15 protein-coding genes are annotated in these 14,732 nt (G+C 40.2%); 4 read left to right on the plus strand and 11 right to left on the minus strand.

Features of this window, described 5'->3' with window-relative positions; genetic code table 11:
• Window positions 1–54: 54 nt before the first annotated feature.
• From ACYZ0U_RS00275 to ACYZ0U_RS00300, 6 genes are all read right to left on the minus strand, one after another.
• Entirely contained in the window at window positions 55–861 is an 807-nt protein-coding gene (locus ACYZ0U_RS00275) for a L,D-transpeptidase scaffold domain-containing protein (RefSeq protein WP_461448610.1), read from the minus strand.
• Window positions 854–1,891 (minus strand): alcohol dehydrogenase AdhP, encoded by a 1,038-nt coding sequence (gene adhP / locus ACYZ0U_RS00280; RefSeq protein ID WP_461448612.1) that lies wholly within the window; start codon window positions 1,889–1,891, stop codon window positions 854–856. The genes ACYZ0U_RS00275 and adhP overlap by 8 nt, the downstream gene beginning before the upstream one ends.
• A gap of 11 nt (window positions 1,892–1,902) precedes the next feature.
• Complete coding sequence (locus tag ACYZ0U_RS00285) at window positions 1,903–2,475, minus strand: YceI family protein (RefSeq protein ID WP_461448614.1); 573 nt, start codon at window positions 2,473–2,475, stop codon at window positions 1,903–1,905.
• 2 nt (window positions 2,476–2,477) lie between these two features.
• A complete protein-coding gene (locus ACYZ0U_RS00290) occupies window positions 2,478–3,821 on the minus strand; it encodes a hypothetical protein (RefSeq protein WP_461448616.1) in 1,344 nt (447 codons plus the stop codon).
• Between the two features lie 2 nt (window positions 3,822–3,823).
• A complete protein-coding gene (locus ACYZ0U_RS00295) occupies window positions 3,824–4,429 on the minus strand; it encodes a YceI family protein (protein ID WP_461448618.1) in 606 nt (201 codons plus the stop codon).
• A 181-nt stretch (window positions 4,430–4,610) separates the two neighbouring features.
• Window positions 4,611–5,459: a universal stress protein gene (locus tag ACYZ0U_RS00300; protein ID WP_461449980.1), complete on the minus strand. Its 849-nt coding sequence runs from the start codon at window positions 5,457–5,459 to the stop codon at window positions 4,611–4,613.
• A gap of 90 nt (window positions 5,460–5,549) precedes the next feature.
• Here ACYZ0U_RS00300 and ACYZ0U_RS00305 point away from each other — a divergent pair, with 90 nt between their 5' ends.
• A complete protein-coding gene (locus ACYZ0U_RS00305) occupies window positions 5,550–5,945 on the plus strand; it encodes a lactate dehydrogenase (protein ID WP_461448620.1) in 396 nt (131 codons plus the stop codon).
• 58 nt (window positions 5,946–6,003) lie between these two features.
• Here ACYZ0U_RS00305 and ACYZ0U_RS00310 read toward each other — a convergent pair whose 3' ends face one another.
• From ACYZ0U_RS00310 to ACYZ0U_RS00325, 4 genes are all read right to left on the minus strand, one after another.
• On the minus strand, window positions 6,004–6,351 hold the full coding sequence (locus ACYZ0U_RS00310) for a hypothetical protein (protein WP_461448622.1): 348 nt from the start codon (window positions 6,349–6,351) through the stop codon (window positions 6,004–6,006).
• An 89-nt stretch (window positions 6,352–6,440) separates the two neighbouring features.
• Window positions 6,441–7,169 carry a YoaK family protein gene (locus tag ACYZ0U_RS00315; RefSeq protein ID WP_461448624.1) on the minus strand — a complete coding sequence of 243 codons (729 nt, stop codon included), beginning with the start codon at window positions 7,167–7,169 and terminating at the stop codon, window positions 6,441–6,443.
• A gap of 13 nt (window positions 7,170–7,182) precedes the next feature.
• Window positions 7,183–8,775, minus strand: coding sequence for an oleate hydratase (locus ACYZ0U_RS00320; protein WP_461448626.1), 1,593 nt, complete (start codon window positions 8,773–8,775; stop codon window positions 7,183–7,185).
• A gap of 6 nt (window positions 8,776–8,781) precedes the next feature.
• Window positions 8,782–9,639 (minus strand): universal stress protein, encoded by an 858-nt coding sequence (locus tag ACYZ0U_RS00325; protein ID WP_461448628.1) that lies wholly within the window; start codon window positions 9,637–9,639, stop codon window positions 8,782–8,784.
• A 44-nt stretch (window positions 9,640–9,683) separates the two neighbouring features.
• Between ACYZ0U_RS00325 and ACYZ0U_RS00330 the strand changes: the two genes are divergently transcribed.
• A complete protein-coding gene (locus ACYZ0U_RS00330) occupies window positions 9,684–10,199 on the plus strand; it encodes a pyridoxamine 5'-phosphate oxidase family protein (RefSeq protein WP_461448630.1) in 516 nt (171 codons plus the stop codon).
• Between the two features lie 254 nt (window positions 10,200–10,453).
• On the opposite strand, the gene ACYZ0U_RS00335 is transcribed toward ACYZ0U_RS00330, so the two are convergent.
• Window positions 10,454–11,776: an APC family permease gene (locus ACYZ0U_RS00335; protein WP_461448632.1), complete on the minus strand. Its 1,323-nt coding sequence runs from the start codon at window positions 11,774–11,776 to the stop codon at window positions 10,454–10,456.
• Between the two features lie 151 nt (window positions 11,777–11,927).
• On the opposite strand from ACYZ0U_RS00335, the gene ACYZ0U_RS00340 reads away from it, so the two are divergent.
• On the plus strand, window positions 11,928–12,992 hold the full coding sequence (locus tag ACYZ0U_RS00340; protein ID WP_461448634.1) for a glycoside hydrolase family protein: 1,065 nt from the start codon (window positions 11,928–11,930) through the stop codon (window positions 12,990–12,992).
• A gap of 400 nt (window positions 12,993–13,392) precedes the next feature.
• A complete protein-coding gene (locus ACYZ0U_RS00345; RefSeq protein WP_461448636.1) occupies window positions 13,393–14,703 on the plus strand; it encodes a BamA/TamA family outer membrane protein in 1,311 nt (436 codons plus the stop codon).
• The last annotated feature ends 29 nt before the right edge of the window (window positions 14,704–14,732 follow it).

Below are 14,732 nucleotides of genomic sequence, written 5' to 3' on the forward strand. Positions count from 1 at the left end.
TGATTAACTATTATTCTAAAAACTCAAAAAAATGGAAATTCAAGCCGGCCAATATTATAATTTATTTTGTTCTTCTTTAACATTCATTAGCAGACACCTTGAAGTATGTTTATCGTATAATAACCTTTCTAATAGCCTGTCCTGATAATGAATATCTTGATAATTAATCACTATTCCTTCCCTAACAATCAAAGTAAGACGCACTTTTTTACCGGTTGTACTTATCCAACGCAAACGCTCCATATTAATAGCCATCTTACGAATTAGTTCCGGAGAAATTACATAACAGTCGCCACTACGCTGGCCTACCAACAGCCGCATATGATCCTGAAGACCAAAGTACAATTTCGATTTTGGCTGTACATTAGTTATTACATTATCAAAATCATTATTATTCAATGCCAGTATCAATATCGTGCATGCATCAAACTTTAGGCCCAGATCAATTTTTCTATTGGTGTAAACCGGGTTTAATTTCCCATAATGTAAATCATTTATAAACCGGATAATGGCATCTGTTAAAAAAATATCATACAACACCGTCGCTTCGTTTTGTTTATTTTGCTGAATGAGCTTGTGCAATTCAGGGTATAACAATTGTTTCGGGTGATAGTCTTCATGATTCAACCCGTATTGCCTTATGCAATCCAATGATAACATAGCGTCCCATACATGAGTTTTAATGATATTGGATGTTATCCAGGCTAATTTATAACCATTCGCTTTGTAAAACCGCTCAACGGATAGCGGATAATACAAACCTGCTCTGCTCCTTTTTAAAGCATGGTAAATTGTTGTGTCGCTGGCAGCTTTTAGTTGAAAAGGCGCCAGCAACATAACAAACAACACTAACTTAACCACGGTGATAATGTTCCGGTTCTGCTATTTCCAGCACAACACGACCCTCGATCTCACCTTTTTTCATCTCATCAAAAACAGCGTTGATATCCTCCAGTTTAGTTGGGCGAACGGTAGCCTTTACTTTACCTTCTAACGCAAATTCGATAGCTTTCTGCATATCTTTACGTGTACCAACTATAGAGCCGCGAACGGTATAAGCGTTAATAACGGTTTCAAAAATTGGCAGGTCAAAACTTCCTTTTGGTAAGCCGTTTAGTGCAATGGTGCCTTTACGTCTTAGCGCTGATATGCCTTGTTTAAAAGCAATCGGTGATGGCGCGGTCACTAATACACCGTGCATACCGCCGGTTTGCTTCTTTAAATATTCACCTGGATCTTGTTCCTTGGCATTTACTACCAATTCAGCGCCAAGCCTTTTAGCTAAGTCCAGCTTATCGTTTGAAATATCAATAGCTGCCACATGCAAACCCATTGCCTTAGCATATTGAACAGCCAAGTGCCCTAGACCCCCAATACCAGATATAGCTATCCATTCACCCGGCTTGGCTTCAGTTTGTTTTATGCCCTTGTAAACGGTTACTCCGGCACAAATAATAGGTGCCATTTCGGTAAAATTGATATTGGGCGGAAAGTGGGCCACATATCTTGAATCAGCTACCACATATTCAGCGAACCCGCCGTCAACGCTATACCCGCCGTTTTGCTGGGTATCGCAAAGTGTTTCCCAACCTGTTATACAAAACTCGCAGCAACCACAGGCACTGTACAGCCAGGGTACGCCAACAATCTCGCCTTCTTTTACATTTTTCACTCCCCGGCCTAAAGCTACCACATAACCTAATGCTTCATGGCCGGGAATCAAGGGCATTTTGGGTTGTACGGGCCAATCGCCCTGTACGGCATGGAGATCGGTATGGCAAACACCACAGGCAATCACCTTTACCAATATTTGGTTTTCACCCGGTTCTTTAACCGGCATTTCTTCAATGGTTAGCTGACCTCCAAATTCATGGACAACAGCAGCTTTCATAGTTTTAGGTATCATAATATATTTTTCATTTTAAGGTGGAACGAAACGGTTAATTGGTCTTTAGTTTTAATCATACCGCCTAATTTATGTGGCGGTACCAGATCGAAATCAGAAAAATTAAGGTGTTGTGAACCAACCAAATGGATAACTTTGGCTGTATCAGAGATCCTGTAGTTTACTGTGTACAGCTTCTTTATACCTGCGATTTCTATTTCAACCTGCCCGGTAATTGGCGTTGGCCTGGTAGAAAGTTCGGGTAATTCGCTCAAAGACAAAAAGCGAATGTGAAGCCTCGGATATTGTTTGGCTTTTAATGTTTTGCGCAGAACATGAGTCATCATGGCTTTATGGCAATCAAAACTTAATACTGCCGGGTCAATGCTGCCGGTAAGGTTGATACCATTTTCGCCATGCCAAACCGTTAAGGTATCTGCCTGGTCGCAACTCGCGATATCGCAGGAGAACTTACTCACGTTAGTACTGCCGTTAACGCTAAGACTGCTGCTTTCGCTGATGAGCCATTTGGCTTGGGGCCTTGCAAGAATACTTATTAAAGCGATTATGATCATTGTCTTGCTGTACATGATTAAAATCCGATAGAGGCCTCTAATACTGCACCATGGAAATTACCGCCATTCAAAATATTGGCTGCCGGGTAACCCTCGTAAGATTGGTTCACATATTCGGCCTTAGCCAGTATATTTTTAGTGATGAACCAACCTAATGAACCCGCTTCGCGATCAATGGTAATGTTCGAGGTATAGCCTTGTAATAGAGCAGTTACAGTATTGTATCTGAAACCAACCCAAAAATTTTCCTTACCCTGCGGGAAACGATAGATCAGATCTGCTGCATATTGTGTTGCCTTGCGCTCGTTAACTTCTGTAATAGCGCGGCCTTTCGCATCTTCGGCTGTTCCGAAAAACTCTAATCCTTTATATTTAAGGAATAGGTTTCCCATTACCGTATTTACTTCCTCGCTGAACCCAGGGTTTAAACGACCAGAAAACGGACTGTAATCATTCTCGTCGGATAGTGTGGTACCATTGGCTACATTTTGATTTTCCATCACATTAAAGTAATGCGATCCGGTACGGTCGCCGCCAAAAAGCGTGCTGCTGTTAGCACTATGTACAATATAACCAGAACCGGTAATCCTCACCCTGAAATCTTTGTTCACCTGTTTGTCAAATCCTATTTTTCCGTGGAAGGCCGGGTCGAATTGGTTAGGCTGATGGGTTGCAGAATCAATTTTAGTACCTGCAACAACTGTTGCATCCAGTTCGCCGTTAGTCATGCCACCCATTACAAAAAAGCCGCTATTGGTATGGATATAAACCTCGGCACCAATCTCGGTAGCAAATTCATCCATAATATAGTTCTCTACAAAAGGATTATAAATGGTGTTGCCCCCATCCGACCTACGGAAATGCTGGTCGCCATAATCCACATCAAACTGCCCTACTTTAATGGTGATGTTTTTCATCAGCATATTAATGATATCACTTTTAAGGAACAGTAGTTTATCAAACTGGATATAACCACCTTTTACCCAGGTATCTTCATGATGACGGGATGCTAAATACATGGTAATGTTCATGCGAATACCATCTTCCAATTGCGCGTCAACATTCAGATTGGCCATTGGCAGGTCGAAGCCATTGGTTAATTTTTCAAGACTATTCACATTGCCGGTAAAACCGGTTTTAGTTTCGGGTATCGCGGTATTGAAATTTCTAAGTGCCTGGAAAGCCATCTCGAAATTTCCTCCCACTTTTACCTTCATAGCTTTAAATGGAACCGTATCAATTTTAGAGGTTTCGAACATGTTAACGCCCAGTTGATTATTGGGGCGAAAGAATTGCATTTCCTGGGCCTTAAGGCTTAAAGGCAATAATGCTGCGGCTAATAATAGATATATAGCTTTCATGGTTATTTTTTATAAATCAGGTTAAACTGGATAGTAAGGTCATTGGTAACCTTCATAGTACCCAGCATAAATGTGGGTGGTTTAATACCGTAGTCTGTAAGCTGGATCTTCTTTTCACCTATACAGGTTATTACATGGTCTGCACCAACTATCGCGGTAACATCCATGCTGATAGGCTGTGTCGCACCTGCGATAGTTAAGTCGCCTTTGGTTGCGATCAGGTATTTACCAGGTGCAGTTGCAGTAACTATAGCGGAAGTAAGCTTATAGCTGATGCTTGGATATTTGCTGGCGTTAACCGATTTATAAGTCCTGTCATTCATAGAAGCGTGTTCGCTATGGAGGCTTTTTACTGCCAGGCGAAAAGTAAATCTGTGTAAGCTTCGTAGTTTATCACCATCTATTATAAAATCGCCCTGGCTTTCCATGGCGGTTGAGGTCATTACCCAATCGTGCACATTTGATGAACCTAAAACCTTAATAGTTACATCCGGGCTTATTGCCAGTTTGTACGTTGCTTGTGCCGTTACTAATTGCGGAACGGCTAAGAAAATGATTGCGGCTATGATTAGCTTGATAGCGGCAAATGATCGTTTTAATTTTTTCATGGTATGTATTTGTTTAGGTCAAATGTATTGCTGATACCACGGGTAATTAGTGATAAGGATTAACTGAAAAGATGATACAAATCAATAAATTACGTTTAATGATAATTGCCCTGGCTTACAGTTAAAAAAATGCCCATCCTCATATCATAAGGATGGGCATTTGATAAATAGATCTGTCGTTCTAAAAAACAGTAAGCGTTTCGTTAACCGATGCGCAAGGAAAAATGAGTAACGGCTTACCCGGGTATTCTGCCAGTTTTTGGGTTACACTCCGGTTAAACACTTTTTGAAAAAGGCTGCGTTTTTGGTGTACTAAAACCAACAGGTCTATATCAGTATGGACGCTGAGCCATTTTAAGCTCACCGTTACATTATCGCTTTTTATGTTGTGATAAATGATTTTGGTATAATTATTTTTTGAAGGGATTTGACTAAAAAATTGTTTGATCATAGTTTCTTCTTTATAGTCATCCGAATTTTCGTTGGAAATATGGGTAAGCATTATCTGGGAATCGGTATATTTCGCCAAACCAGACAATGATTCTAAAATATTCACGTCATTATTATCATTGATTGCGGTTGCAAAGGCTATAAGTTTATAATCCTTAAACCTAACCTGGTAAGGAATAACCATCACCGGGAAGGTTGCATTTTCAATAATATTCCAGGCATTATTGGTTTTTAAAAAGTTAGTAAGGTTATTGGCACTGTGCATGCTGATCAATTCTAAAAGCACTTCATGATTTGCTGCCAAATCATTCAACCTATCGCCAACCAGGCCTTCTTCACTACACTGCTGAATGTCGGGTTTAAAGTTAATATCATCTTCCTTATCTAATTCCGCTTTTAAACGCATAGCCAAATCGCTCAGGTCATTTATGCTATTTTCCTCGCAAGCACGCATCGGCCAAGCCTTGCGATCGGTATTTTTTTCATCGGCAGGCACTTCATAAACATTACACAACAGCAGGTTGGCTTCAATCTTCTGCGCCAGTTTCAAAGCGTAGTGCGCAACATAATCGGCGTTAATAAACTAACCAAAATGAAAAACTGACAAACATCATTTTTCGGTTTGACTATGCTCATGGCAAGGGAATGTCTGTAGCACTACTATTGCAAAATGAAAGTAGTAGCTTATAGTGTAAAACCTTTTGAAAGGGAACACCTGGCCAAGGCCAATCAAAAAAAACATGATATTACATTGATCTTTAATTCGCTGAGTTTAGAGACGGCGATCTTTGCCACGGATAAACAGGCCGTCATCGTATCTGCCGCCGATGATGTTTCGGCAGCAGTTATCAATAAGCTGGCAGAATTAGGCGTTAATTATATCACCACCCGGTCCGCACTTGCTGCGAATATTGATAAAAACGCGGCAGGTATCCACGGAATTAAATTGGCTAATGCCCCAAACGAGCTCGGCATAGCCCAACAAACCATCAGGAACCTGGATTTGTGGGAATTGAACAAATGCGTAGGCAAGGCATGTATATGCGCTAAGGCCTGCAAGAAATAGAAAAGCAGCAAAAAGCTCCTGGATAATATTATCCAAGAGCTTTTTTTATGTAAGGGTATTAAAGAATATAAATTGCCAGCATGCTTAGATTCACCAACGCGGTAAACATAAAAAACCCGATCACTACGCGTATACCGTACCCGCCCATACCCACAATAATATTAGATAGGTACAAGCCAAAGGTTATTGGCAATACAATGATAGATGCATTGTAATAATACATTAATACTGCAGGTATTGGCAAAAAAAGCACGCCCTGAAATATTAAGGAAAACAAGAACCAGATAGTTTTATGTTCGGCCTGCCTGTCTAATATTGCCATAAAGTTTGCCCATATATGGGTTTCCTTAACGGTTAACCAGTTGTGATCTTCAATTACGATTGATTTGTTTATTGCAGTTTCCATTTTGATTTTTTTAGTTTTTGTACTACAAATTTCAAGGAAATGAGGCTGCTATAAAATGATGACTATCATTCCAAAAATGATTATGAACACTAATTGAATGGGTTATGATTGCGATAATATCGTTTAACACTTATCCTGTAAACATCTGCTATTAAAGTAAAAACAAGAATGGAAAGCGGAATTAAAAAAGCATGAAAGCTTAATATTTTGAACAGGTAAGCGCCTGATAAAGCCCCGGCCATAAAAAATGATATGATGATCAGCCTCAGTTTTATCCTCGACTTTAAAGCCTGCCGGTCCTCGCCCTTTTCTCGAAGTATCTGAGCCAGTTCTATCCCAAGATCGGTAAATGTGCCGGTAAGGTGGGTAGTACGCACAACAGAACCTGAGACAATTGCAACCAAGGAGTTTTGTAAACCCATGGCAAATAACAAACTTCCTGCAAAAATCTCCTTATCAACCAAACTCTGGTCATACCGGTAGCCCCATATGGCTACACCAAGTAATATTGCCATTTCTATTATTATAGGGATAACATATGAAAAGCGCTGATTTCGCCCGATAAATGAGATTATTAAGCTGGATACAAACGCTCCAGCTAAAAAAAGAAACATCCATAGGGCTACTACCCTCGCTGTTTTCCAATCCTGCATAGCAATTCTTTCCGCAAAAAGCGCAGCATGCCCGGTTACATTGGTAGTTAATACCGAAAAGCCTAAAAAGCCGGCCGCATTTACAAAGCCCGCCGTTACACAAAGCAGCGATGCTAATTTTACGTTATGCGCATAGGTTCGTTTAGTGCCCAGGTGCCTTAACATACTTAACTAAATTTTAGGTCAATAGCGTTTTAGCGGCATCGAACAAAACGCTTAAATTATGGCCACCTTTGTAGATTGGGGTTGGTTCTTTATCTAATCCTAATAAAGTGTATACAGCAGTTTGCGCCGTTCTAACTGAATACTCAACAGTAAATACAACATCATCCGGCACCTCTACAAACTGCCCAATAAATGCCAGGTTATGCGATATATCGGGAACTACCAAAGGACGGTCGCCTTTTTTTCTTACTAAAAACTGACTGGTTATATAGGGCAGCATGCAAGGTATGCAATTGCTGGTTTTTAATAGCTGATTCGTCATATCATTAAAATGCAGATGCGATAATAACTCCGTCATGATCTCGGCGCCGCTACAATCTTTCATACTTTTCCTTACAAAGTTCCCTTCACGGTTTGGGAACAAGCCATAACCCCAAAAAACAGTTACATCATTAGGCTGACCGATAAAATGCGGCTGATGAGGTAATACAACAGAAATTAACCAATTAGAGTCCTTAAAGGTCACTAACCCGCCCGTACCTGCAACATTGCCTGTGAACTCTTCCATCAGGTCGAAAAAGTCAGTTCCCTGGCAGGTTACGGTAAATGATTCCCATTTGGATTGCTCAACGTGGCTGTCGAACACTGCTGGGTTGCCAAATTGCGGATTGCGTTCGGCAATGCTGTGCCATAATTTCCAACTGCCACCTGCTTTATTTAAAATCACATCCGGCGGCGTATGCATCGATCCTAAACTGGAATCAGCAGTCATGGAGCCAATGGTTACCAATACTAAGTCATGTGTATTGAGTTCAGTCTCTTTTTTGACGCTGTTTTGTTTGTAGTGGATACGCTCAACCCTTTCCTTATCATCCAACCGCCTGAAATCTAATTTGGTAACCTCTGCTCCCATCTCAAATTTAACGCCTTGTTCTTTTAACCATTTAATTAGCGGTCTTACCAATGAATCATATTGATTAAAAGGCGTACGGTCAACCCCGGCAAGGGTATTTATCCGTTCAAACTCGTGGATAAAACGGTGCAGGTAACGCTTAAATTCCACCGCGCTATGCCATGGCTGAAAAGCGAACATGGTATCCCACATGTACCAGAAATTAGTTTCGAAAAATCGCGGATCAAACCATTCGTTTATTTGTTTTGGACCCAGGTTTTCTTCGCTACTGGCCATCATCTCAATCAGGTCGAGCCTATCCTTGTAGCTAAAATCCATCGAGGTGACATCAACCTTAAGCCCGTTAGAAATTACCCGGGCATTGGCATGCGTTTTTATATTTTGATTGAAAGCGACAATCTCATCATGAACCGTTATAGCCGGGTTATTGAGTGACGGAATAAACGAGAAAAGATCATAAGTGCATACATAGCTAAAGTTAAGCATTCTCCCGCCACGCAAAACATAACCGTCCTCAGGACATCCTGAACCATCCAAACTGCCACCCATCAATAGCGATTCCTCAAAAACGGTGATTTGCTCACCAGGAATTTTGCCATCCCTGATAAAGTAAGCAGCACTGGCCAATGAGGCTATGCCGCCACCAACCAAATAAATATTACGGTAAGGGTTTGTTGCATTTTGATTTTTCATGATAGCTTAATTTGAAGGAAATACAAGTAGTGGAATAGCAATATGCTTAGCCATTTTTTGGGTATGGCTCCCATTAAAAAGCTCATCAAAAAAGCTATGCGAACGATGAACCATGGCCATTATATCAATGGTGCCGTGATCGCACAGCCAATCCAATCCTTTAATAGTATGTTGCGAAGTAACTGCACGGTAGTAAATGTGCGGATAATTTAGCTTGTCACTTACATTAATCAAAAATTGATCAACCGGATGTTGAAATTTAGGATCATTTACACCTTCGTCAACTATATGTGTGATCAGAATTTCTGCGTTAATTGGCCGGGCAATGGTAATTAATGTTAATAGGCATTCCAGGTCATGCTCAGGGTTTTTAATATCCGTTGCGAAAGCAATTTTCTTTATCGGCAGGATTTTAGCAGATGGCGGAATTAGCAGTAAAGGCTTCTTTACAAAATCAATTATCTTAACCGCATGATTGCCTAATAGCAAAGTGCCTAAGCCACTGTTGCCGTGTGTACCGGCAATCACCAGGCTAACACCATGATTGTGGCTCACATCATTAATTATATCAGTTACTTCCCCGGCTTCGCTTATGCAACTGATAGTGGGATTAAAACTGATGGTTTCTTCCTTGTCTTCAAGATATTCTTTTAAAATATCCAGCTCATGCTTGCTATCCTTTAGCAGTAAACCCGATTCCTCCATCGGCCAGCTTACCATACCTGTCTGCGGGATCTCGGCCGGCTCAATAATTGCGTTGCAAATTATCACATTGGCTTTCACTTGCCTGGCAAGGCTATAGCCATACGCCAATACATGCTTTGAATCGGCTGAAAAATCGGTGGGGAACAGGAATGTTTTCATGGTGATACAAAATTGCTTATAGCTGCACTACCAGGGAATGATAAATGTCACTATTTATCATGCTGATCGTCATTTATTCCGGGTTTGAATTGCAGAGATTTGAAAACATGTTAGGGGAATTAAATGCAGTGCAGATTGAGGATCTGCTACAAGAGCTACCAGTTGGGCGCATCGGCTGCAATACCGATGGGTTAACCTATGTTGTACCGGTTAATTATGCTTACGATGGTATAAACATATACGCGCATTCGGCAAAGGGCATGAAAATAGATATGATGCGCAAAAATAATGAGGTTTGCTTTCAGGCGGATGCGATTATCGATCTGCAAAATTGGAAAAGCGTAATTTGCTGGGGCAGCTTTAAAGAAATAACCGATATGCTGGAACGAGAACATGCCATGCAAAAGATCATCAATAAAGTAATGCCACTCATGAAAGGTAAAAACGCCCAACCTTCACATGGGTTTATAGCAGATGCAAGTGAAGTAGGAAATGTTTTGGAGCTGATACTGTATAAGATAGTTTTGAATAAAAAGACCGGGAGATTTGAGAAGAGTTAAGTAAAAAACAAATAGCTTAAAGACGAGATTTCACAATATTTCATTATTTATAAATTTTAACTCATCTAAGGCCTAAAAACGGAATACGATGTTCGATTGTGATACTCCATCTGCAAATAAGGTTAAATCTCATTAATTTTATCAATTATATCTTTGGCGTTTATAATTAACGCTATATCAGTGATAAAAGTCGACCGGTTGCGTGTCCCCTCTACTTTTGCAAAAAGCCACTTTCGGATGTTTTTTTTATAATCTTATTCGGTCACCTTTCGGGTAACCAGCCGGTATAAAGGATATGATAAAAGAAAAAGAGCAGCAACAATAATAAAGCTTCGGGTATCACTTATTGAAAAACCAATAAACAACACCAGCGTAACGCTAAGTGCAAGAATGGTAACATAAGGATATCCCCAGGCTTTATATGGGCGATGAAGCTCAGGCTTTTTTCTGCGTAATTGTAAAAGAGACGCAAATGAGAAGGCGGTAACAACTGTTAACATCACTGCAGCCAAGGCAAACAATTGCTCATAAGTATTAAACATGATAAAAATGATGGTTAACGCATAACAAACCAGTAAAGATATATAGGGCGTTCCTCCCTCATTTGTTTGCGCAGCTTGCTTAACAAAAAAACCGGCCCTGCTCAAACCAAAAAGTATGCGTGGCGGTATCATCATATAAGCATTTAATATACTGATGATAATAAATACAGACATGACGTTGATCAGCATTGAACCCCAGCTACCAAACGCAATCGCCGCCGCCGCGGACGCCGCCAAAGGCGATTGGGCAATTGTACTAACAGGCATCACATACAAAACAGCCGCGTTAATTAACAGGTAAAGGCCAATAATAGTTAAGGCGCCAATAAAATAAGAGCGGGGAATATTTTTGCCGGGGCTTTCATCTTCCTCCGCAAAAAATGATACTGCCATCCAGCCATCGTAAGTGGTTAAAATTAGTTGCATCGCTTTAAAAAAAGCAATTATTAATGCCCCGTTTAATACCAAAACTTGCGGGGCTGACAATACCTGATGTTGCGGCTTTGCAATAAAACAACCAATTACAAGTATCAGCAATAATACAACCTTTAAAACGCTGGTTATTTTTTGGGCGTTACTGCCACTTCTGATTCCCGGTAAATTAAGTAAGGTAAATACGGTTAAATAGGCAATCCCTACAGCTTTGTCATAGCCCTTCAACGCAGGAAAAAACAAGGCTGTATATTCACCCAAAACAATACAGAAAAATGATGGCGCACCAATGTTCAGTATAAAATCAAACCAGCCGGTTGTGAAACCGGCATAATTACCAAAGGCTCTTTTTATATAATTAAAAGCGCCACCTGCCTTGGGCATCATAGTAGTTAATTCGGCATAGGAGCTTGCACAAAGTAAAATATATAACCCTGTTAAAAGCCAGCAGGAAAGGATTAAAAATTTATCGGGTAACAGCGCAGCAATAGCGCCGGGTGTACGCAAAATACCGGCACCAATGGTACTGCCAACAATTATCGATATTCCGAATGCAAGGCCTAAAACCTTTTTTAACTTTATCCTTCTTACTTTTTCTGCCATTGATGCCTATAGCTAATTATTAAGGTGTTGTAATATAATATATTCTACGCAGCTTTTTAGCTTACTACAAAGCAGCATATGCTATTATAACTTAGATGTTACCTAAATTAATTTAGCAAATTCAAATAAAAAATAGAATATTGGCTACTGAATGAAAACGTTATATATCGCCGCATTGGCCCTGGTTATTTTTTGCCAGATGATATCGCCTAAAATATCTGCCCAACAATTTAAATACCTGGATGGCAGGCCTACCGCTACCTTAAGGATCAATTGCAAAGATGCAGGGATAGTTTTAAAACATGGCAACGGACCCGATAGTTGCGATACTTATGGCGCACGCGAAGCCAATGTAGTTAAGGTTAGGCATAAATATTATCTTTTTTATGACGGAGCCGGAAAATATGGCTGGCAAAGTTGTTTGGCTGTAAGCACCGATCTAATTCACTGGCAAAAAAAGGGCGCGATTTTAAAACTGGGCGATTCAACCCACAGCGATTATAAAAGCGCGTCATCGCCCTGGATCATAAAAAGTAAAGGGGTATGGCATATGTTTTATTTAGGCACGCCGCATACCACTCCCGCGCCCGATCGTATCCCGGGCTTCCCCTACCTAACCATGAAAGCTCAATCAAAATCAGTTGAAGGTCCATGGGTAAAACAATACAATGTTCATCCATTTAAAGTTCACGAAAAAAGTTTTTATACCATAACCTCGAGTCCGGGGTTCATAATTAAAAAGAAAGGTGAATTTTTACAGTTCTTTAGCGGCGCATCGCAGGATAGTATCCATACCTGGAGAACACTTGGCTTAGCACGCACAAAAAACCTCGACTCTACCTGGACCATCGATCCTAAACCGCTTTTTCCACCTACTGAACAGGTTGAGAACTCATCATTGTATTACGATAAAAAAACTCAGATCTGGTATTTATTCACAAATCATATTGGTATAACTAAAGAGAATGGAGAATATACGGATGCGATTTGGGTATACTGGACCAAAGATATTTATAACTGGAATGAGCAAGATAAAGCCATTGTGCTGGATACAACCAACTGTAGCTGGGCAAAAGGCACCATCGGCATGCCTGCAGTAATAAAAGTTGGTAAAAAGCTGGCGTTATTGTACGATGGAGTTACAGGCACAAGCACTAGCCACATGGGTCGCGATATTGGCCTGGCGTGGATAGAACTGCCCGTAAATATCAAATAGTATGTAAATCATCTTTAATTCCTGAACCCCAGCGGCGAAAGGCTTGTTTTTGTTTTGAAAAGCGGAAACACAATTAGCCAAATCAACTGTCATTGTAGCCAAAAACGAGTAACACAAAATGCGTTAAAAATAACATTAAGCAAAAAGCTCAGGATCAGAAAGTTTACCAACATAAGCATAAAGCTCATCTTTTAACTTACGTTCGCCAACCTGTTACCGCCACATAGCATTGGTCATCCGGAACAAAAAGCTAATAACGCTTAAAAAAAACAAATAATTTAAAGCAGTTAATACAAATCATTATTGCGCCACGCTAACTTCGTTATAATCAAAGGTTGTTAATAAGTTAAAACATTTGATAAGTTCGTAGGTTAAAGTACTTTAACTTAATACAACAGATTTGAACTTCAGGAAATTTTTACTATCAATTTTATTAGTTTTTATTTGCGGTTTAACCTACGCCCAAGTGCGCGCAAGTGTTGATTCGGCTAAAATTGACTCGGCGCACAGCAAAGCTATCAGAAAGAAAAACGTATCTTATGATATTAACAAACAGTATGATTTTGGCGATTTAACCCGAAACCTTCTTCATCCGCATAAAAAAGCTGATACCTTAAAAAAACGTTCGGGTATTATTGTGGTTCCCAACGTATCTGCAAACCCTACCATTGGCGAGCAGCTTGGTATTAAAGCGGTTGCAGGTAAAAGGCTGGCCAACGACTCAATAACCTATTTGTCTGTCGCAGCGACATCGGCTGCTGTTACAACCAAGGGAATCATCAATTTTTACCTTAATCATAATATTTTTACGCCGGGCAATAAATATAATATACAGGGCAATATTTCAGTATCTAAATCCGTATTGCCTGATTATGGCTTGGGCATAGGTTTGCCGTACACAGGTTCTAATGCGGCAGATAAAATATTGGCTGATCCTACTCGTCAACCATATTCTATTCACTCTTATTATTTCGACCTGAAAGAAAAGGTATATAAAGAAGTCGCGAAGGATTTATTTTTAGGTGCCGGTCTTGATTTTGCTGTGCGAAGGGATATTACCAGCAAAGATACCGTTAACAATGCTACTCCTATAAGCGTATATAATAATCAGCATGGTTTTCCGCAGAATCACTATTCGTCCGATGGTTTTCTTTTTGATGCAGAGTACGTAACCCGCGATAACCCTAACCGGGCCTATAAAGGTATTTATGCCGATGTTGGCGTTCGTATTAATCAAACCTGGATCGGTAGTACCAAAAACGCGGTACAGGTAAATAGCGATTTTAGAAAATATTTTAGCTTATCGGACACTTACCCCGAGGAAGTTTTAGCATTCTGGAACTGGGGATCGTACCTGGTAAGTGGCAATGTACCTTATCTTGAACTGCCCGGAACCGCTAAAGATGGCACATATAGGAGCGGCAGGGGTTATACGGCTCAATATTTTAAAGGCACTGAGTATAATGATACCGAGGCTGAATACCGTTTCCCGATATTAGCTAATAAGTTTATAAGCGGCGTTCTTTTTGGCAATTTACAAACCGTTAATGATGAACATGGCGACAAGATTTTCCAGCAATTTCAGCCGGGTTATGGTGCAGGATTACGGGTATTGTTTAACAAAGCAACACGCACAAATTTAGCACTTGATTATGCTTTCGGTAAGTTTGGCAACAAAGGTTTCTTCCTTAATTTGAACGAGGCATTTTAAAATTATCCTTTAAAATTAAACTATATTAA

The sequence above is a fragment of the Mucilaginibacter sp. genome (assembly GCF_965225845.1).
Taxonomy (GTDB): Bacteria; Bacteroidota; Bacteroidia; order Sphingobacteriales; family Sphingobacteriaceae; genus Mucilaginibacter.